The organism is Actinotignum sanguinis, assembly GCF_030230305.1.
In the GTDB taxonomy this organism is placed as follows: domain Bacteria; phylum Actinomycetota; class Actinomycetes; order Actinomycetales; family Actinomycetaceae; genus Actinotignum; species Actinotignum sanguinis.
Genome location: NZ_JASPCQ010000019.1, coordinates 1 through 24436, shown reverse-complemented (window position 1 = coordinate 24436; position 24436 = coordinate 1). Strand labels below are relative to the sequence as shown.

Annotated in this window: 22 protein-coding genes; 8 read left to right on the top strand and 14 right to left on the bottom strand. The window is 60.9% G+C overall.

The window, feature by feature from the left end:
• Nucleotides 1-160 precede the first annotated feature (160 nt).
• Nucleotides 161-778, top strand: coding sequence for a TetR/AcrR family transcriptional regulator (locus tag QP828_RS08105; protein ID WP_274734171.1), 618 nt, complete (start codon nucleotides 161-163; stop codon nucleotides 776-778).
• 661 nt (nucleotides 779-1439) lie between these two features.
• Here QP828_RS08105 and QP828_RS08100 read toward each other — a convergent pair.
• Nucleotides 1440-2669, bottom strand: coding sequence for a hypothetical protein (locus tag QP828_RS08100; RefSeq protein WP_274734173.1), 1230 nt, complete (start codon nucleotides 2667-2669; stop codon nucleotides 1440-1442).
• A gap of 344 nt (nucleotides 2670-3013) precedes the next feature.
• Nucleotides 3014-3655, bottom strand: coding sequence for an antibiotic biosynthesis monooxygenase family protein (locus QP828_RS08095; RefSeq protein ID WP_274734175.1), 642 nt, complete (start codon nucleotides 3653-3655; stop codon nucleotides 3014-3016).
• A 117-nt stretch (nucleotides 3656-3772) separates the two neighbouring features.
• On the opposite strand from QP828_RS08095, the gene QP828_RS08090 reads away from it, so the two are divergent.
• The 3 genes from QP828_RS08090 to QP828_RS08080 are packed head-to-tail and all read left to right on the top strand — an operon-like array spanning nucleotide 3773 to nucleotide 6195.
• Complete coding sequence (locus tag QP828_RS08090) at nucleotides 3773-4513, top strand: AzlC family ABC transporter permease (protein ID WP_284891516.1); 741 nt, start codon at nucleotides 3773-3775, stop codon at nucleotides 4511-4513.
• The gene (locus QP828_RS08085; RefSeq protein WP_274736029.1) at nucleotides 4510-4830 is read left to right on the top strand and encodes an AzlD domain-containing protein; all 321 of its coding nucleotides are present in this window, start codon (nucleotides 4510-4512) and stop codon (nucleotides 4828-4830) included. The genes QP828_RS08090 and QP828_RS08085 overlap by 4 nt, the downstream gene beginning before the upstream one ends.
• A gap of 60 nt (nucleotides 4831-4890) precedes the next feature.
• Nucleotides 4891-6195, top strand: coding sequence for a DUF6688 domain-containing protein (locus QP828_RS08080; RefSeq protein WP_284891514.1), 1305 nt, complete (start codon nucleotides 4891-4893; stop codon nucleotides 6193-6195).
• 96 nt (nucleotides 6196-6291) lie between these two features.
• On the opposite strand, the gene QP828_RS08075 is transcribed toward QP828_RS08080, so the two are convergent.
• From QP828_RS08075 to QP828_RS08060, 4 genes are read right to left on the bottom strand one after another with little or no spacing between them, the layout of a single operon-like run.
• A complete protein-coding gene (locus QP828_RS08075; RefSeq protein ID WP_274734183.1) occupies nucleotides 6292-7398 on the bottom strand; it encodes a sugar kinase in 1107 nt (368 codons plus the stop codon).
• The gene (locus tag QP828_RS08070) at nucleotides 7395-8042 is read right to left on the bottom strand and encodes a bifunctional 4-hydroxy-2-oxoglutarate aldolase/2-dehydro-3-deoxy-phosphogluconate aldolase (protein ID WP_274734185.1); all 648 of its coding nucleotides are present in this window, start codon (nucleotides 8040-8042) and stop codon (nucleotides 7395-7397) included. The genes QP828_RS08075 and QP828_RS08070 overlap by 4 nt, the downstream gene beginning before the upstream one ends.
• Entirely contained in the window at nucleotides 8042-9124 is a 1083-nt protein-coding gene (gene uxuA, locus QP828_RS08065) for a mannonate dehydratase (RefSeq protein WP_016442774.1), read from the bottom strand. Before uxuA ends, QP828_RS08070 begins: the two co-directional genes overlap by 1 nt.
• On the bottom strand, nucleotides 9124-10722 hold the full coding sequence (locus QP828_RS08060) for a mannitol dehydrogenase family protein (RefSeq protein WP_126134917.1): 1599 nt from the start codon (nucleotides 10720-10722) through the stop codon (nucleotides 9124-9126). Before QP828_RS08060 ends, uxuA begins: the two co-directional genes overlap by 1 nt.
• A 411-nt stretch (nucleotides 10723-11133) precedes the next feature.
• Here QP828_RS08060 and QP828_RS08055 point away from each other — a divergent pair, with 411 nt between their 5' ends.
• A complete protein-coding gene (locus QP828_RS08055) occupies nucleotides 11134-11934 on the top strand; it encodes an IclR family transcriptional regulator (protein ID WP_274734187.1) in 801 nt (266 codons plus the stop codon).
• A gap of 104 nt (nucleotides 11935-12038) precedes the next feature.
• On the opposite strand, the gene der is transcribed toward QP828_RS08055, so the two are convergent.
• From der to xerD, 8 genes are all read right to left on the bottom strand, one after another.
• On the bottom strand, nucleotides 12039-13508 hold the full coding sequence (gene der, locus QP828_RS08050) for a ribosome biogenesis GTPase Der (RefSeq protein WP_126134919.1): 1470 nt from the start codon (nucleotides 13506-13508) through the stop codon (nucleotides 12039-12041).
• A complete protein-coding gene (gene cmk / locus QP828_RS08045) occupies nucleotides 13505-14224 on the bottom strand; it encodes a (d)CMP kinase (protein ID WP_274734189.1) in 720 nt (239 codons plus the stop codon). The genes der and cmk overlap by 4 nt, the downstream gene beginning before the upstream one ends.
• A complete protein-coding gene (locus QP828_RS08040; protein ID WP_274734201.1) occupies nucleotides 14217-15320 on the bottom strand; it encodes a prephenate dehydrogenase in 1104 nt (367 codons plus the stop codon). The genes cmk and QP828_RS08040 overlap by 8 nt, the downstream gene beginning before the upstream one ends.
• The gene (locus tag QP828_RS08035) at nucleotides 15320-16042 is read right to left on the bottom strand and encodes a pseudouridine synthase (protein WP_126134922.1); all 723 of its coding nucleotides are present in this window, start codon (nucleotides 16040-16042) and stop codon (nucleotides 15320-15322) included. The genes QP828_RS08040 and QP828_RS08035 overlap by 1 nt, the downstream gene beginning before the upstream one ends.
• Nucleotides 16039-16596 (bottom strand): SMC-Scp complex subunit ScpB, encoded by a 558-nt coding sequence (scpB, locus tag QP828_RS08030; protein WP_126134923.1) that lies wholly within the window; start codon nucleotides 16594-16596, stop codon nucleotides 16039-16041. The genes QP828_RS08035 and scpB overlap by 4 nt, the downstream gene beginning before the upstream one ends.
• Nucleotides 16597-16718: 122 nt before the next feature.
• Entirely contained in the window at nucleotides 16719-17537 is an 819-nt protein-coding gene (locus tag QP828_RS08025) for a segregation and condensation protein A (RefSeq protein WP_274734192.1), read from the bottom strand.
• A gap of 12 nt (nucleotides 17538-17549) precedes the next feature.
• Nucleotides 17550-18398, bottom strand: a complete 849-nt coding sequence (locus QP828_RS08020; protein WP_126134925.1) for a ParA family protein — start codon at nucleotides 18396-18398, stop codon at nucleotides 17550-17552.
• Nucleotides 18399-18484: 86 nt separating this feature from the next.
• Complete coding sequence (xerD, locus tag QP828_RS08015; RefSeq protein WP_274734194.1) at nucleotides 18485-19408, bottom strand: site-specific tyrosine recombinase XerD; 924 nt, start codon at nucleotides 19406-19408, stop codon at nucleotides 18485-18487.
• A 140-nt stretch (nucleotides 19409-19548) separates the two neighbouring features.
• On the opposite strand from xerD, the gene tkt reads away from it, so the two are divergent.
• The 3 genes from tkt (at nucleotide 19549) to QP828_RS08000 (ending at nucleotide 24322) form a co-directional block, all read left to right on the top strand.
• On the top strand, nucleotides 19549-21630 hold the full coding sequence (gene tkt / locus QP828_RS08010) for a transketolase (protein WP_126134927.1): 2082 nt from the start codon (nucleotides 19549-19551) through the stop codon (nucleotides 21628-21630).
• Between the two features lie 188 nt (nucleotides 21631-21818).
• Complete coding sequence (gene zwf / locus QP828_RS08005; RefSeq protein WP_274734197.1) at nucleotides 21819-23339, top strand: glucose-6-phosphate dehydrogenase; 1521 nt, start codon at nucleotides 21819-21821, stop codon at nucleotides 23337-23339.
• 41 nt (nucleotides 23340-23380) lie between these two features.
• A complete protein-coding gene (locus QP828_RS08000; protein WP_274734199.1) occupies nucleotides 23381-24322 on the top strand; it encodes a glucose-6-phosphate dehydrogenase assembly protein OpcA in 942 nt (313 codons plus the stop codon).
• The last annotated feature ends 114 nt before the right edge of the window (nucleotides 24323-24436 follow it).

Here is a 24436-nt window from a genome sequence, read left to right as displayed (position 1 = left end):
ATGGACCGATCTACACAACGGGACTAAATGGAACCCAACCTACTAAACCGTAACCAACACATTTTGTCCTATAGCCCCATTTTTATTTTCTGTGGCCTTTATTAAGCAAAACCCTGTGTTGTGGGCGGCACCGCACTTATTTTTACACTAAACTGAAACCGTGGAACGAACATATGCAAGAAGAGTAGGTAGGAAGCAACGCTTCAACGCTGACGATGTTATTCGCGCAGCGAAGGAAGTTGGCGTCTATACCTTCACCATGAGTGATATAGCAAACAAGATCGGTGTCGCTACGCCCGCGGTGTACCGCCTCTATGATGGCCGTCAGGACATTGTGGATGCGGTCGTTCGGCGTGCTGCCGATGAAACACCAATTGTGCAGGCGGGCACGGATTGGCACGAAGCCATTGACCAGGCGGATGCGAATCTGCGGCGCACCCTGGATGATTTCGAGGGGCTGGCTGAAGTACTCCTGTGCAACCCGAAATTGACGGTGCATTTTGCGCGTCAGCTCCAAGGTCTCTCCCGGGCCTTGGAAGATGGCGGTTTCTCGCATCAGAAAGCGGTGGCTTTCGCTTTTATGGCGAACGGACACACCATTATCAACTATGTTACGGAAATGGCTTTCCGTAACATCGATCTGGCGGGTCTGGAGCTGTTGGAGAAAACAGGGCCGGATCTTATCCCCTTCCTCAAGGATGCGGCGGAGGATCCCGCTGGCGCCCTGGACGGCTACAAAGCAGTGCTGCTCCGATATCTGGAAGACCGGGAGCGCTAGGCGCGGCCTTTTGCTGTAGTTGCCGGGCTGGAACACGACACCAGCTAGCGCACAAGAATCAACCTGTACACGGGCGGGTACCGAGAACACGGTACCCGCCCCTTAGTTTGCTTTCTTCAGGAAACTCAGGTAATTTCGCCAGTGATAGATCCCCGGTCAGGCCTCTTGTTTTTACAAAGCACAAATGACCGGGCCTTTTTTCCTGACCGGGTGAGCCACAGCTAATCCAAAACTGGTCACAGCTAACACACGTGAACTGCTTATTGCAGTAGAGCGACCAAGCTTATCGCTACTCCCGCCACCGTGGCGACTAATGTCGAGGCAACCAACCAGCTGTTTAATCGATTGGAACGCTTATTCTCAACCCGGGTTTGCTCTAGTGCTTCCACCAATCTTGTGGAAATCGCAACCTGCTGCTCCGCCATTTTGAGGCTAGATTGAGTAGCTTCGACGAGTAGATTCACGGTCTCCCAGTAGTTAGGAACATCGAATAGTTCGCACCCCCGTCCGCACCCCCAAGTGTCCTATAAGCCGAAACTTGACCGCCTGACCGTTGACTCCTAGGCAAAATAACGGGCCGGGTCACGTACCTGAATTTCGGTACCTAACCCGGCCCAATGCTTTTCGTTATTCGGCCTTCGCCGGCTCTAACGCTTAGCTGCTACTTCCTGCGCGTGGCATCCGCATCGCGGCGCACCGCACCGGCATCATTGCGGCCAACCACTGCGCGCGAGCCCCACACACCCGCAAAAGCGGTGAGAATCGCAGAAAGCAACAGACCCACGAAAGCCCAGATAGCAACGGTGGAGCCGGTATCGGTCACGTCCTGAGCAACCTCGCGGCCTTCCTCAACCAGTTCCTTGGCTTGAGCCTGCACATCCTGGAGAGTCTTTTCCGCGTTATTAAGAGCTTGTTCAGCCTTGACCTGCGCCTGGTTGTACGCTTCCACCGCGTTGTCCACGGCCTTGCGGGCTTCATCCTCATTCAGATCCGTATTGGCTGCCACGGACTTCGCTACCGCATCGCGGTCAATATCCTTCGTCACGGAATCAACCCGCTTCTGGAGCGAATCGCCCAGATTGGAAAGAATCGTCTCGTAATTCTCCGGATGGACCACCAGGTCCTTGGCCGCAGCACTAATATCATCCGTGGCGCCGTCCACCTGACCGCGCAGGTAATCAGGCTGGAGTGTTTCCTCACCGGTATCGGCAAGAATCTTCTCCGTTTGGGCCTCTACGCTATCCCACTGAACATCGAGGTTATCGGAAATAGCGCTGGCTGCCTCCGACACAGCGTTCCCGGAGGCCTGCGCCACCCCGCCTACCGCGCTACCCGCGGCGTTACCCACCGAGCCGATGGCCGAACCAACAGCTCCCAGCGCGGCGGAAATACCCAGCCACACCGCAACGGTGGCCACAATAATTGTGGTGGCCCAGGTGGTCAGGCCGTGCAGCAGTCCGCCTTTAACGGCCAGCGCGCCCGTCACGTAACCGCCAAAACCTAGGGCGATCACAATGGAGCACACCGCCCACAGTCCCATGCCGAAGCCGAAACCTTCACCGGGATTGCTGGAGGCCGGATCGAAAGTGCCCAGGCCGATCGCTGCACCGAGGAAGCTGAAGACCACCAGGGTGGCAATAGCAACGGCAACACCGGCGAAAACGGAACCCCAGGACATATTGGTGGCCCGGCCCGGGGTATCAGCGCCTAGGAAAGTGGAGCGCCACCCAGGCTTGGCATCCTCGGCCGAGTACTGCCCGGCCGAAGCCACCCGGGCATCTACCGGACGGGCGGTAACTCGTTCACGATCCACGCGCGTGTGCGCCGTCGTGGCTTCAGGGTAATCGCGCTCGGGAGTTGCCCCTCCGGGCGTAGTTATATGTTCTGTCATGAGTTGATCCTTAAAACTTGGCGGAAAGCGCCATGGGTGCCGGCCTGGTGGTGTCAGCCGTGGTGGCAGAGCCGTCGAAGGCGCAGCACAGCACTCTCTAGGCACCACACTAGCCACGCCACCTTAAGTGATCAAAGCGACAGAGCACGTAATGTCATTCACTTCTCAATCAGAATAACTTATAATCTTTGTCTTTATTTCTCCCCGCATATCGGCTAATGTTCCGCGACCGGGGCGCGAGATCGGCGTGATTACGTAACAAATTCGTGACGAACGGATTCGCAACGATGGCTCGCGTTTCCGCAGCCTCACCTCGGGCCGCACCTCAGTCCATCATCCTGCAACTACCGCTTAACACTCTGCTGCACCACCGCGTACCCGTGCAGTGTCACATCCAAGCCCCGATTCTTAGGCTGGTCGGCGGTATTGTGCGGGGCGCGCTCCCGGGCCTCGGCCCAGGCATCATAAGAATCCTGGGCATCCCAGCCGGTAACCACGTAGTACTCCTCCACCCCGCGCACCGGCCGCCACAGCTGGAAGAAGGAGAAACCGGGCGCCGCATCCACGGCTGCCTTGCGGGCCGCGAAGCGTTGCTCGATAACTTTTTCCATCCCGGGAAGGAACGATAGCGCCACGATAGAAACGAAAGACGCCGGCGGGGTGTTTCCGTGCTCAACTTCGGGAAGCTCGACTACCTCAAACTCGAGAAGCTGAGCCCCCAGGTCCGCATTACCGGGCGCTTGCCGGGCCTCCTCCATCTTGCGCGGATGCGCGGCCGGGTCACTACGCCACGCGGTGAAATCCTCGTCGGATTCCCATTCGGTGACCACCAGGTAGCGGTCACTTCCTTCCAAAGGGTGCAGCAGCCGGAAAGAACGGAAACCGGGCCGCTGGTCCACCGCACCTTCGCGAGCCGCAAAACGAGCCTCGAAATGCTCGGCAGCGCCTTCCGGAACAGAAATAGCATTGATTTTAACGACGGTCATGGAGGCTCCTTCACCTAAAACAACGGGACGTGAACCATAGTAACTCTCTTCGCGCCCCGTGCTCCGCATGGTGGAAACTTCACCCTCCACTCCCCCGGGAGTGCCACAATAGAGCCCATGCCTTCCCACGTATCAGATGTGCGTTTTGGAGCACAGATGGCCGCGGGTGCCGGCCTGGGAATGATTCCTTTGGGCATGGCCTTCGGACTTCTCGTCATTCAGTACGGTCAACCGTGGTGGCTCGCTCCCGCGCTGTCTTTCTTTATCTATTCCGGCTCGGCCGAGCTGCTCGCCGTCGCCCTTATCAGTGCCCAGGCCCCGGTCCTCACGATTCTTCTCACCATCTTCTTCGTGAACGTGCGCCACGTTTTCTACGCGTTTTCGTACCCCATCGCGCAGCTCCGGCATCCCCTCGCGCGCATGTATTGCGTCTATTCGCTTACCGACAAAACTTACGCCATCACCACGTCGCATCCGGGCGTGTGGAACCAAGGCCGGCTCATCTCTCTCCAAGCCGTACTCCAGGCTTGCTGGGTGGGCGGCGGACTGCTGGGAGTGGCGATTGGTGGGCTCCTCCCCGGCCAGATTCGAGGCGTCAATTTTGCGCTCGTCGCCCTCTTCATCGTTCTCGCCCTGGATGCTTTCCACGCCCGCCGCGACATTCCCGGCGTGCTCGGTGCCGGCCTCGCGTTTCTCTTGGCGCAGCTGTGTGCGCCGAGCGCGCTCCTTCCGGTTGCGATGAGTTTCTTCGCGCTTTTCTTAGTGGTGCGTTTCGTGGTACGTGCCCGTTTCAAGAAGAACGACGACGCCGCTTCTTATGACGGCGGCGCACCTGGGGAGAATAGAGGTCTTTTATGACCGCCTATCTCCTGGCCGTCCTGCTGGGTTCTTTGGCTCTCATGCTGTGCCTGCGCGGCGTTCCTTTCTTTATTCTCCACCCGCTGCGCCGTTCGCGCCTGGTGCGAGCGCTGTCAGTTTGGCTCCCGGTGGGGGTGCTGGTGATTTTGGCGCTGGCTATGGTCCGCAGCGAAGTGCTTCCCATATCTGCCGCATCGCTACTACGCGTGGGAGTGGCCAGTGCCGTCACGATCCTGGCCCACGAGCTTTCCGGGCGCCGCATGCTTGTCTCCCTGGCCGCCGGCACCCTCACCTACATCGGCTTGTTGGCGATCTAGAATCTGGGGTGACGGCTTGTTGCCGCTGGAGGTGAGCAAAGACTGCTGAGGAGGATCCAGATGTCTGAGGTGCGCAAACGCAGTTTCTTGCGCAGGCACCCCTACTTCGCGCAGCTTGCCCTCGCTTATCTCATTGCCGTTCCCGGACTCATTATTTATTCGGCATGCACGGGGCAGATTAACCCACACGCTTCGTGGTGGGATGCTGAAGGGTTAGTTTTACTTTTATTCTTCCTTACGCTCCTGCCCTGGGTAACCACGTATCCGGTTATCCTCACCTGTTACCAGGTGATTGCGCTCATCACGGCGATACGGGGCAAGCCGCTGTCGCTCCTGGAGGCAGTGCATGATGTCTGGACTATCTTCCTAGCGCTCAGCTTCCATGTGGCCGCTATCTCGATAAAACACAGCGTGGTCTTTTATGCCGATTGGGCGGAGCAGCTCGTCAATGACCAGACGCATACGCCGATCCACACTGATTTTCAGCCATTTTTAGCGCTGCTGTGCCTGGTATGCGCGCTGGCTTTTCTTTACGTGCGGCTCAAGCCGCTGCACGAGATTCCGCCGCTTCTCACGGTTCTCTGCTTCTCGTGCATCTATCTTGGCAACGCCATTGTTATTGTGTGGACTATTCAAACATTCCGGCCCGCCGGACCGGAGAGCCTCATCCTTTTACTGCCGGTCACGGTGGTGATGTTGATATCCGCGAAAACAATCATTGCGAAAATCCACGAATTTCACACCCACACGTCCCAGGACGCCGAGGAAGCACGCGCGGACGGAGCAGGCGTACTCGCCTACCTGGAAAAGGTTTTGTCGCAAGCCAGAAACTGGCCGCTTCTCGCCCTGCTCGGTTTGATACCTGTATTGGGGATATTCCTCCTTATCACGGTGCTCTTCGGCCAGGAACCAGACGCTGCTATCAAAGCCTTCACGGAAACAAGTGACTGGACGCTTTCCGAGCGGGTATCACCGCCCAACACTTTCTACGATGAGCACTATCTATGTACCGTGGCCGCCGGCGGGCACCCGGCCGTGGTCAAACCCCTCCGCGACGGGGTGCGCGGCGGGCATCGCATCACCGTGAATCGCCAGCTTCTTATCGCTAACGCTTTCGAACAGGTCCTGGAAGAAAAGACCCCAAGGCTGCATCGGGTGATCCGCAGATTCTATAATCGCTACGGTTTTCCGCTCTCGCGCCTCATTCGCACCCGTCTGGCAGCTGACATCGTGTGGATCGCCATGAAGCCTCTGGAATGGATATTCTTGGTCGTTATTTACCTCGTTGATGCCCGCCCGGAAGATCGGATCGCAATCCAATACACCGGGCGAACTCGCGCCGAATTCACCGCCCAGGTCAGCTAAGAAAAACGCGCCAACGCAGTGGGGAGCAGATCCGGATGCCCGGATCTGCTCCCCACTCATTGCGCGGTGCGCGCTAAGCACACTGTGCGGATTTATTTAGCGCTTGACACGTGCCGAGCCGCCGCGGGCGAGGTTCTCCACCTCGGCGCGGGTGGCCATGGTGGTATCACCCGGAGTGGTCATGGCGAGGGCGCCGTGTGCGGCCCCGAGTTCCACGGCCTTCTGGGCGTCACCGTATTCCATGAGCCCGAAGATGAGCCCGGAAGCGAAGGAGTCTCCCCCGCCCACGCGGTCGAAGATCTCCAAGCCATCACGCTGGGTAGCTTGCACGAAGCCCTGGTCGCGCTTCCACGCCACCGCGCCCCAGTCGTTGATGGTTGCCGAACGCACCTGGCGCATCGTGGTACCGATGGCCTTGAAGTTCGGGAAGGTTTCCGCAGCCTTCTCGATCATCTTGTGGAAGGACTCCACCTGGAGGTTATCGAGGTTTTCGTTGGCGCCTTCGATTTCCAGGCCGAGGCAGGCGGTGAAGTCCTCTTCGTTACCGATCATGACATCCACGAAGGGTGCCAGGGACTTATTGACCTCCTGCGCGCGGGCCTTGCCCCCGTGCAGATTCCACAGGGAGGGACGGTAGTTGAGGTCATAGGAGACGACAGTGCCGTATTCCTTGGCCTTCTTGATAACCGCCAGCGCAGTTTCCGAAGCCTGCTCCGAAAGGGCCGCGTAAATGCCCCCGGTGTGCAGCCAGCGCACTCCTAGTTCACCAAAGAGGTAATCGAGATCGATATCCTCCGGCTTGAGCTGTGAAATCGCAGTGTGAGCCCGGTCGGAACACCCGACCGCTCCCCGCACCCCGAAACCGCGTTCGGTGAAATTGAGTCCGTTACGAGCCGACTGGCCGATGCCGTCGTCGTCGACCCAATGAATGAAACGGGTGTCCAGGCCACCGGTGAGGATAAGATCCTCGAGCAGCAGGCCCACTTCATTGCGCACCAGAGAGGTCAGGATCGCGCCGCGCTTCTGGAAAGCGCGCCGCAGGCCGCGAGCCACGTTGTATTCCCCGCCGCCTTCTGAGGCGGCGAACTGGCGCGTGGTGCGGATACGGCCGGCACCCGGATCCAGGCGAAGCATCACTTCACCCAGGGAGACAATATCGTAGGTGGTTTCCTCGGCGGATTTAATCGTCAGGGCGTCGCTCACTTGCGAATCTCCTTAGCTAGATCGGATGCTTCTTGGGACAGGCGGGTGATCTCCGCGAAGTTCCCGGAGGAAATGAGATCGCGTTTGATCATCCACGAACCCGATACGGACAGGATTGCCGGATCGGAGAGCCATTCGGCCATATTCGCGAGCTTCACGCCGCCCGAGGGTACGAAGTAGGTATTCGGGAAGGGACCGCGCAGGGCCTTAACCATGGGCAGCCCGCCCGCTTCCCCACCGGGGAAGAACTTCACCGCGGTGGCACCGTATTCCAAAGCCATCATGATTTCCGTGGCGGTTTGCACGCCGGGAAGATACGGGATCTGGCGTTCGGCAGCAACGTCGGCCACGCCGGCGCTCCAGCCCGGAGATACGAAGAACTTCGCGCCCAGGTCCGCGGCGGTTTCCGCTTGGGCCCGGGTAAGCACCGTTCCGGCACCAACCGTCATTCCCTCAACATCGCGCATCGCCTTAATGGCTTCCCCACCGGCAGCGGTACGGAACGTCACTTCGGCGCAGTGGATACCGCCGGCCACCAGGGCGCGGGCGGCGTCGGGCGCCTGCGCGGCGTCGTCGATCACCACAACGGGAACGATGGGGTGGGTTTCCAGGAACGGACGAACATCTGGAAGTTGCTGAGACACTACTTTGCCGCCTTCTTCATCTTGTCGATGCCGTCCCACAGCCCGAGGAGGTACTGGGTGCCCAGTGCCCGGTCATACAGCGGGTAGCCGGGGCGGCCTTCTTCGCCCCAAATCATGCGGCCGTGATCGGGACGCACGTAAATATCGGGGCAGGTATCGTAAATGGCTTCCACCGCGGCCTGCATATCGAGGTCGCCGTCCGCGGACCAGTGGGCCGCTTCCTTGAACGTCTTTTCGCCCAGGTACTTGACGTTACGCAGGTGGGAGGCGGCAATACGGCCGCGCTCGCCCACGTAGCGCAGGATCTCAGCGACGTTATTGGACGGGTTGGAGCCAAGCGAGCCGATGCACACGCACAGAGAGTGCATCGGGGAATCATTGAGGGCCAGGATTTCCTTGATGTCATCCAGGCTCTTGTAAGCGCGCGGAATACCGAAGAGGTCCCAAGCCGGATCGTCCGGATGGCAGGCCATCTTGATGCCGACCTTTTCACACGTGGGGATGATGCCGTCCAGGAAGTACTTCCAGTTTTCGCGCAGCTTTTCCACCGTCATGTTCTGGTAGAGCGCCATGACTTCGTCCAGCTTAGCCAGGCGTTCGGGTTCCCACCCGGGCAGGGTCAGGCCGCCGGATTCTTCGGCTGTCTTATTGACGATATCCTGCGGGGTCATACCCTCGATCTCAGAGTGATCGTAGTACAGGCAGGTGGAGCCGTCCTCGTTCACGTGAGCGAGCTCAGTGCGCAGCCAGTCAAAGACCGGCATGAAGTTGTACACAACTACCTTGACGCCGAATTCCGCGAGGTTTTCCAGCGTGGTGCAGTAGTTCTTGATGTATTCGTCACGGCTGGGCAGCCCGAGCTTGATGTCCTCGTGGACGTTCACGGATTCGATGATCTCGCATTCGAGCCCGGCTTCGTGAACCTGGTCAATAAGAACCTTAATTTCGTCCTTTTCCCAGTTCTCCCCGGCCGCCTTGTAGGACAGGGTGCCCATAATTCCGGACACGCCCGGAATCTGCTTGATGTACTGCAGCGGAATGGGGTCGTGACCTTCGCCGTACCAGCGGAATGTCATTTTCATTAGTTGATCTCCTCGTGAATAGTGGCACGCACAGCGCCGGGACCGGCAATGAGCTTGGTAAACAGGGCTTCGACCTTCTCCGCCAGCGGAGTGGTATACAGGTCGAGGCCGAAGATATTGGCATTGGACAGAATGGGCTTGAGCACGGCGTGAGCGTCAACGCTATCGCCGAGCTTAATTCCCTTGAGGTGCCCCTGGAGTTCCTCCAGCAGCGGATCGGATGACGGCGCGAATTCTTCGCCGTCGTCCGCGATGCCGAGCAGATACCGTGCCCACACCGCGAAAACGAGCGGGATCACGCGCAGCTTGTCCATATCCAGACCGCGGCGCTGGTATTCCTGCAGCGTGACACCGAAACGAATCGGAATCTTCTGCGAGGTATCCATGGCGATACGGGCCGGATTGTCCGGCAGCGCGCTATTGGGGAAACGTTCCTCGAGGACTTCGCGCACGAAGTCCTTCGGATCGATAATTCCCGGATCGGTTACTACCGGCATCGCTTCATCATAGGCGAGGATATTGACCATCTTCGCCAAATCGGGATCGCGCATTTCCGAATCGATGGTCGGGAAGCGCATGACCGTACCGGACACTGCCAGCGCGGTGTGGAGCGGGTTGAGGCAGGTGGTGACCTTCATCCGCTCGAACTTATCGCAGGTTTCACGATCGGTGATGTACACGCCGTAGTCCTCAAAGGGCGGGCGTTCGGCCGCGAACTTATCTTCGATAATGAGGTATTCGGTAGGTTCAGCATTGACGAACCCGGCGATCGGAGTGCGCCCGAGGTGGTCAATACCCATATCGGTGAAGCCGAGCCCGGTGAGGTATTCCGAAACTTCTTCGGAGGGGCGCGGGGTGATCTTATCGATCACGGAAATGGGGAAAGCAACCTTGGTGTCATCGCTGACCCAGTCCAGGAAGTCCTGGCTGAGCGCGCCACGCTCCACCCACCCGCGGGCGATCTGCAGCACCGAATCGCGCAGCTTATCGCCGTTGTGGGAGAAGTTATCCGCGGAGATGAAGTTAATGGGGGCGCCGCCTGCCTGGTAGCGATGTGCGAGGAGCCCGGCCAGCAGCGCCATGGTGTTCGCATGGTTAGCGTACGGATCGGAGGCGATATCCGCGCGGGTGGCTTCGGAAAGCTCACCCTGGGAATCCTGAATAACATAGCCCTTTTCGGTAATGGTGAGGGTTACCGTGGTCATCTCCGGCTTGGTGAAAATGGAGACGAGCCGATCAAAATCGCCATCGCGGCGGGTGGCCAGGCCATCGGCCAGACCCGCGATAACGCGGGTATCGCGCTTGTCCCCGGAAAGAATGACGCCGAGGGTCAGCAGATCAAAAGCTTCGAGCTGCTTTTCCATTTCAGCGGGATCCATGGGAACCACACCGGTAATCGGCCAGTACTTGCCGTCCGCCAGCATGTCATCCGCGATGCGGGCTAAGAAAATCCGGAAAATATTACCCGGGCCGATATGCACCCAGCGCGGGTTGGTGCGCGCACGTTCCTGCGTAGCGGCCACATCAAAAGCCGGAACTTGAATACCGGCTGCTTCGTAATCACTCGCGTGGGAGAGCGAGCTGAGATTGAGTTTCATATACATCACCTTTGATAGTTGGATCGGGACGGCTCCACGTGCGATCCACCGGCGGCCGCCCCGCAGGAGCGCCGGCATGCGCCGCGTTCCTGCCGTGAGGTCACCCGGTGAGTGAACACCGCTCCCGATGCCACCACCCAGTATTCCTTTATACGACGACGAACCGGCCGGGCACCCCCGCACCCGCATGTTTCTTTACGTGAAACGCCCGTTCGTACGTATGAAATGATTGTACCCCATTTTCACCCCCGACGGCACCCCTTCATAACGTGTGAACTATTCGGATTCCGGGCCTTTTCTTATTCAACACTGACTGCCTGACGCACCCGCTTCAATGTTTCACATATTGAAATCGCGCGGTATAATTTTCCCGGCCTGCAGTTACACCCTCGTAGAGTAAAGGAGCTTGAGGTGTCCGGTACTTCCCATGAGGAGCGCGCTCCGCTCTCCTCCATTGATCGCGCGTTGCTCGTTGTCGAGTTTTTAGCACGCCGCGGACCGGAAGGTGCCCCACTCTCCGATATTGCAGCCGCGGTAGAGTCAAATAAGGCCACCGTTCACCACACCCTGCGCTCGCTGCGCTACCGGAATTGGGTGGATCAGGATCCTGATAACGGCTACTACTTCCTCGGGGACGGCGTAGATCCGATTATTCGCTACACCACCCGCACCCAATTCGTGGTTGACCAACTCCACCCGGCTTTAGTGGCTATTTGCCACCGCTATAACGAGCTCGTGCACCTGGGTAAGCTCTCCGGCCAGGTGGTGACCTACCTGGATAAGGTAGAGCCGGATCGGCCCATCCGGGTGGTGTCCTTTATCGGGCGTAACGCCCCGGCGGTCACCACCGCCCTCGGGCGTGCCCTCCTGGGCGCGAATAACGTGACCGGCGCGGAAATCGACTGGTACCTGAGCGTTCCTACCGATAATCCGCCCACCCGGGCCACCATCGAAGAGTGCATTGAGCACGTGCACCGCTACGGCTGGGGTATGGAAGTGGAAGAAAACGAAGCCGGGATCGCGTGCGTGGCGGTTCCGGTCGATCTGAAAAACGGCGAGCGGGTGGCGGTCTCCGTCACCGCGCCCGCCGAACGCCTGGGAGCGGCTACCCGCGAGGCGGTGGCATACGGTATCGCGGAGGAAATCACCGCTATTGCCGGTTCCACCGGCGTGAGTGTTCCGGAAGTGCTGCTGCCGCGCTCTGCGCGCTAGCCGGAGCGCCGTGGGGAGGGACCGCGGTGGGAGGTTTCCTGCCGCGGCCCCTGCCAATGGTGGAAGTACGACGCCGCTGGCAGCTGCGCCGTCGTGCCACCCCGCTACTTCTTGCGCCGTTCGCGCACCCGAACCGAAATCTGGAGCGGGGAACCTTCGAAACCGAAAGTATCGCGCAAGCGGTTCTCCAGGAAACGCCGGTAACCGGCCTCGATAAAGCCGGTGGCGAAAAGCACGAAGCGCGGCGGCCGGGTGGATGCCTGGGTGCCGTACAGGATACGCGGCTGCTTGCCCCCGCGCACCGGATGCGGGTGCGCGGCCGCCAATTCGCTGAGGAAAGCATTGAGTTTGCCGGTGGGAATACGCTGATCCCAGGATCGCAGTGCGGTGGTCATGGCATTGGAGAGCCGGTTGGTATGCCACCCGGTTTTCGCCGAGAGATTGACCCGCGCGGCCCACTGGATCTGCACCAGCTCCCGCTCGAATTCGCGGTCAAGTTCGAAGCGGCGTTCCTCATCCACCTCGTCCCATTTATTGCACACAATTACCAGGGCACGCCCCGCATCAATGACCTGCTGAATCACGCGAATATCCTGCTCGGTGAGCGGCTCGGAAGCATCAATGAGGGCCAGGGCCAGCTCCGCTTCCGCCAGCGCACGCTGAGTGCGCAGATTCGCGTAATAATCCGCACCGCGAGTTTGGTGGACCCGCCGGCGAATCCCCGCGGTATCCACAAAAGTCCACGGGGTACCGTCCAGCTCAATGACTTCGTCAACCGGATCGCGAGTGGTGCCGGCAATATCACTCACCACGGCGCGGGTTTCCCCAGCTAACTGGTTGAGCAGGGATGACTTCCCTACATTCGGGCGCCCCACAATCGCGACCCGGCGCGGGCCGCGGCGCGCGGGACGTGCCGGCACCTCACGTTCGGCAGGAAGCGCGCCGATAACCACGTCAAGAAGATCGCCCGAACCGCGCCCGTGCAGCGCGGAAACGGGATACGGCTCCCCTAGCCCCAAGGACCACAGGTAAGCAGCATCCGGTTCCTGCTGGGGCGAATCTACCTTATTGGCCGCCACAATCACGGGCTTGCGCGAACGCCGCAACACCCGCACCAGGGCTTCATCGGTATCCGTCATGCCCACGGTGGCATCCACGACGAAGATCACAGCATCGGCCTGCTCAATAGCAATTTCGGCCTGCAGCGCGACGTCGCGATCAAGACCTGCAACATCACGTTCCCATCCGCCGGTATCCATGAGGAGGAAACGGCGATCCGCCCACTCGGCTTCGTAAGAGACCCGGTCACGGGTCACGCCCGGAACGTCCTGCACCACGGCCACTCGTTTGCCAACAATGCGATTCACCAGGGAGGACTTCCCCACATTTGGGCGCCCTATCACCGCTACCACGGGTAGTGCACGGTTCGCCGCCTGTTCCTCGGGTTCTGCACCGGCCAGGAGCGCCAGATCGGCCTCGTCCAGATCGTAGGCATCCAGACCGGCCCGGAGTACGCGTTCGGCGTCGTCCGGGGTGGTCCCCTCCGCGCTCATATCGCGGTATTCCTCAGTCATTCCTGTTCCTTTCGAGAGCCCTGTGCCAGCGCCCGCACCGCGGCCACCACGTCCGCAATACTCATCTGAGAAGAATCAATTGTAACGACTCCATCGCGATCTTCCAGGAAAGAGGCGACCGTCGAGTCCTGTGCATCCCGTTCGCTCACTTCCGCGCGGGTCGCGGCCAGGGCATCGGGCGCCGCGCTTCCGCGCACCTCGCGGGCTCGCCGTGCCAAACGTGTTGCTTCCGATGCGGTGAGAAGAATTTTTGTGGGAGCATCCGGGGCGACGACGCTAGTGATATCGCGCCCCTCCACCACAATGCGCGGGTGGGCCGCAATAATGGCCCGCTGCCGGGCAATGAGCTCGGCGCGTACATCCAGGTTCACGGCTACCCGAGAAACCACCCGGGACAGCTCCGGAGCGCGGATAGCGGAGGTGATATCTTCCCCTTCGCAGATCATCACCTGGTTATCAGGATCGAGCGGCATCTCGAGTTTCATTGCCCGCACCACGGCTGTCACGGCAGGCTGGTCGGTGAGTTCGACTCCGGCGCGCTGCGCGGCCCACGCGGCTGCCCGGTACATTGCCCCGGTATCGAGATAGCACAGTCCTAGCTCTCGGGCGACCTGGCGGGAAACGGTCGATTTACCCGAGCCGGAGGGCCCGTCAATAGCGATGGGATAGCCCGCGGTTTCGGGGCGCGGGGCGCCCGCTGTGCTCATCTCACTCATGCTCTCCTCCTTCAATAAAAGCCTGCCACCGGCGCGCGGCCAGTGCCGCGGTGAGATCCCGGGCGGCGGCCGGCGATACGGATAGCCGCGCCCGCCCTACTTTTTGGGCCACGGAATGTTCGAGCGAAAAATCTTCAATATTGACCCCGATCTCACCCACCTCGGTGAAGAGGCGGCCCAATTCACCCGGGCGGTCCGGAACCAGGACGGTTACATCGGTATAGCGCTGGGGAGCTCCCCCGTGTTTGCCGGGAATACGCGCGACCCCGCGTCCACCTGCAGCCACCACCGCGGCAACTGCCCGGGCCAGCCCGGGAGCCTGCGCCGCCCCCGCGGCTTCTTCGAGCGCGGTTGCCAAATGCGCGGTGCGCTCGGCAATATCGCGGAGTACCGGAGCTACCGCCGCGCAATTACAGGCGATAATCGCCGTCCACAATTGCGGATCCGAATGGGCCAGCCGGGTCATATCGCGTAAGCCTTGGCCTGCGAGGCTCAGCTCGGTAGCTGCGGCGTCGTTCAACGTACCCGCCAGCAGGGAGGACACCAGTTGCGGAACGTGACTGACAAGGGCGACGGCGCGGTCGTGCGCGCTTGCCTCCACCAGAATCGGCATGGCCCCGCAATCTAAAGCCAGGGTGCGCAAGCGCGCAATATCTTCCTCGCGGGTCTCCGGGCGCGGGCATATTACCCACGGGCGGCCCTCAAAAAGATCGGCGTCCGCGGCGATCGCCCCGGAACGTTCCCGGCCGGCCATGGGATGGCAGCCCACGTAGCGGGCTCGCTGGGGATGCGCCGCGAGGCGATCTTCCACCGCGGCCTTGACGGAAGCAACATCGGTAACGAGCGCGGCCGGGAAGCGTTCCAGGGCCGCGCTCACAACCTGCGCCGTGACATCCGGGGGAACCGCAACCACCACGAGGCTCGGCTCCCAGGCATCTTCGGGCGGTTCCTCCCCCGCACCCAGATCACGGGCAAGGGCCGCCGCGAGCGGGGAAGCATCCTCCAGGTACACCGGAATATCGCGCAGCCGCAGCCGCAGCCCGAGGGAAGCGCCCAGCAACCCCGAACCGATAATAAGGACCGGACCGGCGTGCATCACATCCCTACCGAATGCATGAGGGCCGAGAGCTCACTTCCCGCAATAACCCGGCTTTTCCCGGGCCGCAGCCTCCCGGCGTCAATAGTGGCGAAACGGGTGCGCACCAGTTCCATAACCGGGTGCCCCACTTCGTCCATGATGCGGCGCACAATCCGATTGCGACCCGAATGCAAGGTGAGTTCGACGATGGAATTGCGCGGCTGCGATTCCCGCAGTACGAATTTATCCACCCGGATGGGGCCGTCCTCCAGGGTGATGCCCTTTTCCAGCACCCGCGCGAGGCCCCGCGTCACCTGGCCTTCCACCCGCGCCACGTAGGTTTTCGGAACCTCATAGGAGGGGTGGGTGAGCCGGTGGGTGAGCTCGCCGTCGTTCGAGAGCAGAATCAGACCCTCGGTATCTTCGTCTAGGCGCCCAACGTGGTAGAGCCGTTGCTCGTATTTCTCTACGTACTGGGCGAGGCTCGGGCGGCCCATATCATCATCCATGGTGGATACAACCCCCGGCGGCTTATAAAGCGCGACGGTCAGCAAATCGGGTTTTACCGCAATGGGCATGCCATCCACGTGGATGGTGTCACGCTCGGCATCCGCGCGTGTTCCCATTTCGGTAACGACGGCGCCGTTGACGGCCACCCGCCCCTCAGCAATGAGCGCTTCGCAGGCGCGCCGGGAGCCCACCCCCGCGTGGGCCAGGATCTTTTGCAAGCGTTCTCTCATCTTATTTCTCTTTCCACATCTTCAAGGTCGGTTGCTTCGGGCAGGTAGGGCGCCAGGGGCGGCAGGTCATCCAGGGAGTTCATGCCCATGGCTTCAAGGAAATACGGGGTGGTCGCATACAGAACCGCACCGGTGGACGGCGTAGTACCCGCTTCGGCAATAAGGCCGCGGGTTGCGAGCGTCCGCACAACTCCATCAACGTTCACACCGCGAATCGCCGCTATCTGCGCACGGGTAACAGGCTGCCGGTAGGCGATCACCGCCAGCGTTTCCAGAGCCGGCGTGGATAGTTTACCCGATTGCCCCCGGGTGACGTGGGCAAGAACAACGTCCGATACCAGCGGATTGGTGTAGAAACGCCACCCTCCCCCGGCCTCGCGCAGCTCGAATCCGCGCGGGCGCCCGTTGCGATATTCCCGCGCGAGATTTTCTAGCTCGGTGCGGGTCTCCGCTTCGCTCAGACCCACCGCTTCGGCAAGGGTGGCTAGGGGAACCGGGGTGGCCGCCACGAAAAGCACCGCCTCGAGTGCGGTGGCGGGGCAAAGATCGGCCACAGATTCTCCTTTATTCCTCCGGATTCGGCGCGGCGCGCCGGCAATGCGAGCCTATAGGCCCAGTCTAGTCGCTGCGCGGCGCAGTGGCGCGCCTCCAGCAGGCACCGCGCGGCTTGGGTTTATCACGCGCGCGGCTCCACTTCGCCGTATTCGGCGGCGACGTCGCCCTCCCCCGCAGCGCCGCGATCATCGTCCGGGGTGGGGCGCAGCACCAGCGTGCCCAGCGGTTCATCTTGCTCGGCGGCAATCGCGCCCCGGCGCAGCAATTCCAAGACCGCCAAGAACCGGGCCACCACCATCTGCACCGAGGGGGCATCGGCGCAGAGCTGCGCGAAGGTAAAGGAATCCCCCGCCCGGAAACGTTCTTCCAGATAGGCCACCTGGCTAGCGACCGGAACAACCGGAGAGTGCAAATGTTGCAGCTGGACCACCGGTTCTGAAGTATCGCGGGTAAAAGCACGAGCCGCCAGGAGTGCCAGATCCATCACCCCGAGCGGAAGGCGAACTTCCGGTAGCGCCTTCGCGTACATCTCCTCGAGGGGAACATCGCGGCCCACCCGCCGCCCGGTTTCCGCCAGGCGCGCCCCGAAATCACGAGCCACCTCTTTAAAAGCCCGGTATTGGAGCAGTTTGGCGAAGAGGAGATCGCGCTGTTCTAGGAGCTCCCAATCCTCTTCTTCGCTTTCGTGGCGCGGCAGCAAGCGCGCTAGTTTCATATCGAGGAGGGTGGCGGCCACCACCAAAAACTCTGAGGTGGTGGACAGATCGACCTCTGGCCGGGACCGAATCCAGGCGATGAACTCATCCGTCACTTCCGCCAGAGCCACCTCGGTAATATCCAAGTTTTTCTTGGAAATCATGCTGAGAAGCACCGAAAACGGCCCCGAATATACGTCGAGGTCAACGTCGAAATCGGAGGAGACGTCAAAGAGAGTGGTCACGCCCAGTCCTGTTTAGGCACTTTGGCCGCGGGCAATCACTTCGCGCGCCAACTTCCGATAGGCTACCGCACCCGGGTGCGAAGGTGCGTACTGGGTAATGGGTTCCCCGGCCACCGAGGCATCGGGGAATTTCACGGTGCGGGAAATATACGTGTGGTAGACCTTATCTCCGAATCCTTCGTGTACCGAACGCATCACATCACGCGAGTGGAGGGTACGCATATCCACCATGGTGAGAAGCACCCCGTCAATGGTGAGCCGCGGATTAAGGCGATCCTGAACCCGGCCAATCTGTTCGGTCAGCAGTGCTACCCCGCGCATGGCAAAATATTCTGCCTCCAGCGGGATAATAACGCCGTGCGCGGCCGTGAGTGCATTAACAGTGAGGAGACCCAGGGAAGGCTGGCAGTCAATAATAATGACGTCATAGTCATCGAGAACCGGGCGCAGCACCCGGCTGAGAGCCTGCTCGCGCGCCACTTCGTTAATAAGCACAATTTCGGCAGCGGAGAGGTCAATATTAGCCGGAACTACATCCAGACCCTCAACTTTCGAATGCTGAATGATCCCCCGCACATCCGGTTTCGCGGCAATAAGTTCGTTATAAATAGTACGATCCAGCGCGCGAGCATTAATACCCAGACCGGCAGAGGCAGCGCCCTGCGGATCGAAATCCACAATGAGAACACGCCGGCCGTATCCGGCCAGCGCGGCGGCGAGGTTAATCGACGTCGTTGTTTTACCCACCCCACCCTTTTGGTTGGACATCGCAATAATGCGCGCCGGGCCGTGTTCCTGCAAGGGCTCCGGTTCGGGGAAATCCACGTTCTCAGTTTCAAAAAGCGCGTTCTGTTCGGTCACATCTCTAGGGTACCTAAACTCGGAGGACTTGCGGTGCCATTTCTGGCGCTGAGCGTAGAACGACGACGCCGCGCCTCCTCGCCTTTCTACTCACTGCGCAGCGCCCGCGGGTGCGAGGTGGCATACACCTCCTTGAGGACATCGCGGGAAACCTGGGTATAAATCTGGGTGGTGGTCACCGAGGAATGTCCGAGTAATTCCTGCACCACCCGCACATCCGCACCGCCCTGGAGAAGGTGGGTGGCAAAAGAATGCCGCAGCGAATGCGGAGAGACATGCGCGGTAATACCTGCCCGTTCGGCCGCCTGGCGAATAATGAGCCAGGCACTTTGGCGTGAGAGAGCCCGCCCGCGGGTATTGAGGAAGAGCTTGGCCACACCCTCCCCGCGCGCGGCAAGCTCCGGGCGGGCCCGGGTGGTGTAGGCATCCAGCGCCTCCAGGGCGTAGCTCCCCAGCGGCACCACCCGTTCCTTACGGCCCTTACCGAAGAGCCGCACGGTGGAGGTATCCGTATCAATATCATCTGCGGTAAGCCCGAGGGCTTCGGAAATGCGTGCGCCGGTTCCATAAAGGACTTCCAGGAGGGCCCGGTCACGCAGGCCCAGGGGCGGCGGGGTGGCGCCGGCCGCCTCAATCATGGCGGTTACTTCGGCGATAGTGAGAGCTTCGGGCAGGCGCGCGGGAAGTTTCGGGGGACGTACCCGGGTGGCGGGATTGGCCGCGGTGGCGCCGTCGTCGTACAAAAAGGTATGAAAAGCCCGCACCGCGGTCACGGCCCGCGCAATAGAAGCCGGGGCCATGCCGCGTAGCGTTTCCGAAAACGAAGCGACGTCCTCGTCACGTACGTCACCCGGGCTGGTGACCCCGCGGGCCTCCAGATGCGCAAGATATTTACGCAAATCCCGCCGGTACGCCGCTACGGTATTGCGCGATAATGCACGTTCGACGCTGATATGGGCGAGGAACTGCGCGACCGCGCGTTGCAACTGCGGGGTACCGGGCTCAGCCATCTCTTCTCCTTCGCGGGTGCGCGGTCACGCTCGCGCCGGGCGCGAACGCAGATGCGCTTCGGGCGCGCGAAGCCCGCTCGACCAGTAGACTAGTGCGTGGCACATCTCATGTAACCACAACCTTACGTTAGGAGAATTCAATGGCGAAGCTCGAATGGTCGCAGCTCGATCAGCGCGCCGTGGACACGACTCGGCTGCTAGCCGCAGATGCGGTGCAAAAAACCGGGAATGGGCATCCTGGAACGGCCATGTCCCTGGCTCCGGCGGCATATTTGCTCTACCAGCGGGTCATGAACCACGATCCGGCGGATTCTGCGTGGGTGGGTCGTGACCGTTTCATTCTCTCGGCCGGGCATTCCTCCCTTACCCAATACAATCAGCTTTTGCTAGCCGGCTACGGCCTCGAACTCGATGATATTAAGGCGCTGCGTACCCTCCACTCCAAGACTCCCGGCCATCCCGAATACGGCTATACCAACGGTGTGGAGATGACCACCGGGCCGCTGGGGCAGGGCCTGGCCTCCGCGGTGGGATTCGCGATGGCCTCTCGGCGCGCCCACGGGCTTTTTGACCGGGATACCCCGCTCGGTGAGTCCGTATTCGATCATTTTGTGTACGTTATCGCCGGTGACGGCTGCCTCCAGGAAGGCGTGACCAGTGAAGCCTGCTCGCTGGCCGGCACCCAGGAGCTCGGAAATCTTATTCTCATTTACGATGACAACCGCATTTCCATTGAAGACAATACCTCCATTGCTTTCAGTGAAGATGTGCTGGCCCGCTACGAAGCCTACGGATGGCACACCCAGCACGTGAATTGGATTAAGGAGGATGGTTCCTACCAGGAGGATGTCCAGGCGCTCTACGATGCGATTCTGGCTGCTCAGCAGGTGACCGATAAGCCTTCCATTATTAAGCTCTCCACCATTATTGCCTGGCCGGCGCCCACCAAGCAGAATACCGGTGCCTCGCACGGTTCTGCCCTGGGAGTGGAGGAAATTCGCGCCACCAAGGAAATCCTGGGCTTCGATCCGGATATTGACTTCCCGCTGGAAGATGACGTGCTCGCCCATACCCGCAAGAATGCGGCGGCGCGGGCGGCCGCGGCCCGTAAGGATTGGGATGCGCGTTTCGAAGCGTGGCGTGCTTCCCATCCGGAAGAGGCCGCGCTGTACGATCGTATCCGCGCAAAGAAATTCCCCGAGGGTTGGGAAAAGAAGCTGCCGAGCTGGGAGCCGGATCCCAAGGGTATCGCCACCCGCGCGGCCTCCGGCGTGGTGCTCAATGCCCTCGCTCCGGTGCTGCCCGAATTGTGGGGCGGTTCGGCCGATCTGGCGGGGTCGAATAACACCACGATGAAGGGGGAACCGTCCTTCCTGCCCGCGCATCGCTCTTCGACGATGTTCTCCGGTGATATTTACGGACGCACCCTCCACTTCGGTATCCGGGAATTCGCCATGGGCGCGATCATTAACGGAATTACCCTCGATGGGCTTACCCGTGCCTACGGCGGCACCTTCTTTGTGTTCTCCGATTACATGCGCGGTGCGGCCCGCCTCGCGGCCATTATGAATATCCCCTCGATTTTTGTATGGACGCATGATTCGGTGGGCGTGGGCGAGGACGGCCCCACCCACCAGCCCATTGAACACCTGTGGGCCTACCGCGCCATCCCGCGCCTCAATATTGTGCGGCCGGCTGATGCGAACGAAACCGCGGCCGCGTGGCGCGGGGCATTGGAGAAGGTCGACGGCGGGCCTACCGGCCTCATCCTTACCCGGCAGGGCGTGCCGGTTCTGGAAGGGACCTCCACCGAAGGCGTCCTCAAGGGCGGCTACGTGCTGGCAGACTCCCCCACCGGGACCGTTGACGTGCAGCTGCTCGCCACCGGTTCCGAAGTGCAGCTGGCAGTGGCCGCCCAGCAGAGCCTCGCGGAGCAGGGAGTGGGTGCGCGCGTTATTTCGCTGCCCTGCCTGGAGTGGTTCGAAGCTCAGGACCAGGCCTACCGTGATGCGGTCATCCTCCCCAACGTCAAGGCACGAGTCTCGGTGGAAGCCGGTGCCACCTTCGGTTGGGCCGGCTACGTCGGGGATGCCGGGCGCAGCGTGGGTATCAATACCTACGGGGAGTCCGGGCCCGGTGGTGCACTCATGAAGGAATATGGGATGACCGCCGAGCATGTGGTCTCCGCTGCTCTCGAATCTATCGAAGCGGCGCGCGCCTAAAACGCAGGCGCCTCGCCCGCTGGCAGTAGTGTCTTTTCGCGGGCGCATATCAGTGACGGTCGCGCGGTCGGATGTCCCGGCCGCGCGACCTTATTGCCCCACAGCGGACTTTCGTTACGCTCGACGGCTCAAGCGTCTACCATAAGACAGGCGCATATTCTCGCCCTCTTTTTCACGACAGGAATTTTATGGTTGCTCCTACTTCAGGTAATCCGCTCCGTGCCGTCACCGACCGCCGCCTCCAGCGCGTGGCCGGCCCCTGCGGCATCGTTCTTTTTGGCATCACCGGTGACCTGGCGAACCGCAAAATTCTTCCTGCCCTCTACGACCTCGCGAATCGGGGGCTGCTGCCGCCGTCGTTCTCCATCATCGGAGTGGCGCGCCGTCCCGTAGACGCGGCCCGCAGCGTCGAAGCGGCCATCCGTCAAGGCGCCCAAACCCCGGTTATCTCCACCACTCTGGCCCAGATTCTTGACGGGTTGCGGATGGTCGAAGGCCAGTACAACGACCCGGAGCTCTATCGCGCTCTCGGGGCGACCATGGCGGATGTGGATGCCACCCGCGGTACCGGCGGTAATTTTGCTTTTTATCTTTCCATTCCGCCTAGCCTTTTCCCGGTGGTGACCCAGGGCCTCGCTACCGCGGGACTCAATCGCGGGGCGCCGGGCAGCTGGCGCCGCGTGGTTATCGAAAAACCGTTCGGGCACGATATGGCCTCCGCGCGCGAACTCAATGCTTCGGTCAGCGGGGTATTCCCCCACGATTCGGTTTTCCGCATCGACCACTATCTCGGTAAAGAAACCGTGCAGAATATCCTCGCGCTGCGTTTCGCCAACGAACTGTATGAGCCGCTGTGGAATTCTTCCCACGTGGACCACGTGCAAATCACCATGGCGGAGGATATTGGGATTGGCTCGCGCGCCGGATATTACGACGGTATCGGAGCCACTCGCGACGTGATTCAAAACCACCTGCTCCAGCTGCTGGCCCTCACCGCGATGGAGGAGCCGACCTCGTTCCACGCCGATGCCCTGCGCGCGGAAAAGGAGAAAGTCCTCGAGGCTACCCATCTGTTCGGGAGCCCGGCCGAAGCGTCGGTGCGGGCACAGTATTCGAGCGGATGGCAGGGCGGCCAGTGGGTGCGCGGTTACCGGGAAGAGAACGGTATCCCAGCCGACTCCGTGACCGATACTTACGGGGCAATCGCCCTGGGAATTGAGACGCGGCGCTGGTCGGGAGTGCCTTTCTACCTGAGAACCGGTAAGCGACTCGGGCGGCGCGTGTCAGAAATTGCGGTGGTCTTCCGTAATCCGCCTTTCCTCCCCTTCCCAGATGTGGCCGGGCTAGGGCAAAACACCCTGGTTATCCGGGTGCAACCCAATGAAGGCATCACCTTTAAATTTGGTTCCAAGGTGCCCGGCTCGGAAATGCGGCTGCGCGACGTCACTATGGACTTCGCCTACGGTCACGCTTTTACCGAGTACACCCCGGAAGCTTATGAACGTCTCATTCTTGACGTGCTGCTGGGAGATCCGCCGCTTTTCCCGCAAACCCGGGAAGTTGAGGAGTCCTGGCGGATTATCGACCAGGTGGAAAACTATTGGGATGCCCACCCGGAGTCCCTGGAAACGTACGCGCCTGGGTCTTGGGGTCCGGCCGGTGCCGATGCCATGCTCGCCGCCCACGGCCATGCCTGGCGCCGCCCCTAGCCGCACCTGTTCCGTGCCTGACAAAGATCCGAGGAAACTTCATGATTAACCATATTGCCGATACCACGTCTGCCCAGGTGGGCCAGCAGCTTGATCAATTGCGCGGAACTTCTGGGGTAGGAGCCCTCGGGAGGGTCCTCACGCTCATTATCGTGGCGCATACCGAGGGTGGGGTGCGTGATGCGCTTGAGGCCGCAGCTGGAGCGTCCCGCGCGCACCCTTCCCGGATTATCGCAGTGCTGCCGGTGGCTGGCGAAACCGCGCGGCTCGATGCGGAAATCCGTACCGGATCGGAAGCCGGCGCTTCCGAGATCGTTATTTTGCGCGCGCACGGGGGCGCCGCGGAGAACGTGGATACCTTGGTCACTCCACTGCTGCTCCCCGATACCCCGGTGGTGACGTGGTGGATTCAAAATATGCCGGAAAACCCCGCGGCTACCGCGGCCGGACGCATCGCGCAGCGCCGTATTACCACCACCCGCACCGCAGATCACCCAGCCCTGGCCCTTCAGCACCTTTCCGCTAATTATGTTCCCGGGGATACTGATCTGGGCTGGGCCGGCACTACCCTGTGGCGCAATTACATCGCCTCCATGGTGGACGAATTCCCGAGCCGAACCGTTACCGGCGCGAAGGTCTGGGGGCGCCCGCACCGCTCCTCGCTTTTCTTACTCGCCGCGTGGCTGCGCCTGCGCCTAGATGTCCCGGTGGAGATAGAGCCGCAGGAGGGTGCTCCGATTACCGGCGTGGAACTATTCTTGGACGACGGCGCAGCTCTCAGCCTGCATCGCACCCCGGGCAATGACCACGGCATCATGCTCCGCCCGGGCCGAGCTCCCCAGGAGGTTGCTTTGCCAGTGCGCAGCTTGGAGGCGATGCTCATTGAGGATCTGCGCGATCTCAATCCCGATACCGCCTACGGTGATGTTTTAACCAAGGGACTGCCCCTACTGGATTATTCTCCCGCGGATGTGGACGTCTAGAAAGCCCGGATGTAGCGTCTAGAAGGCGGCATGCGAAACGGGGCTGTATCAGTAGTCTCGTGGGAAGTGGTCGGAAGCATTTGATAATGTTTCCGACCACTTTCTTTTTAAACC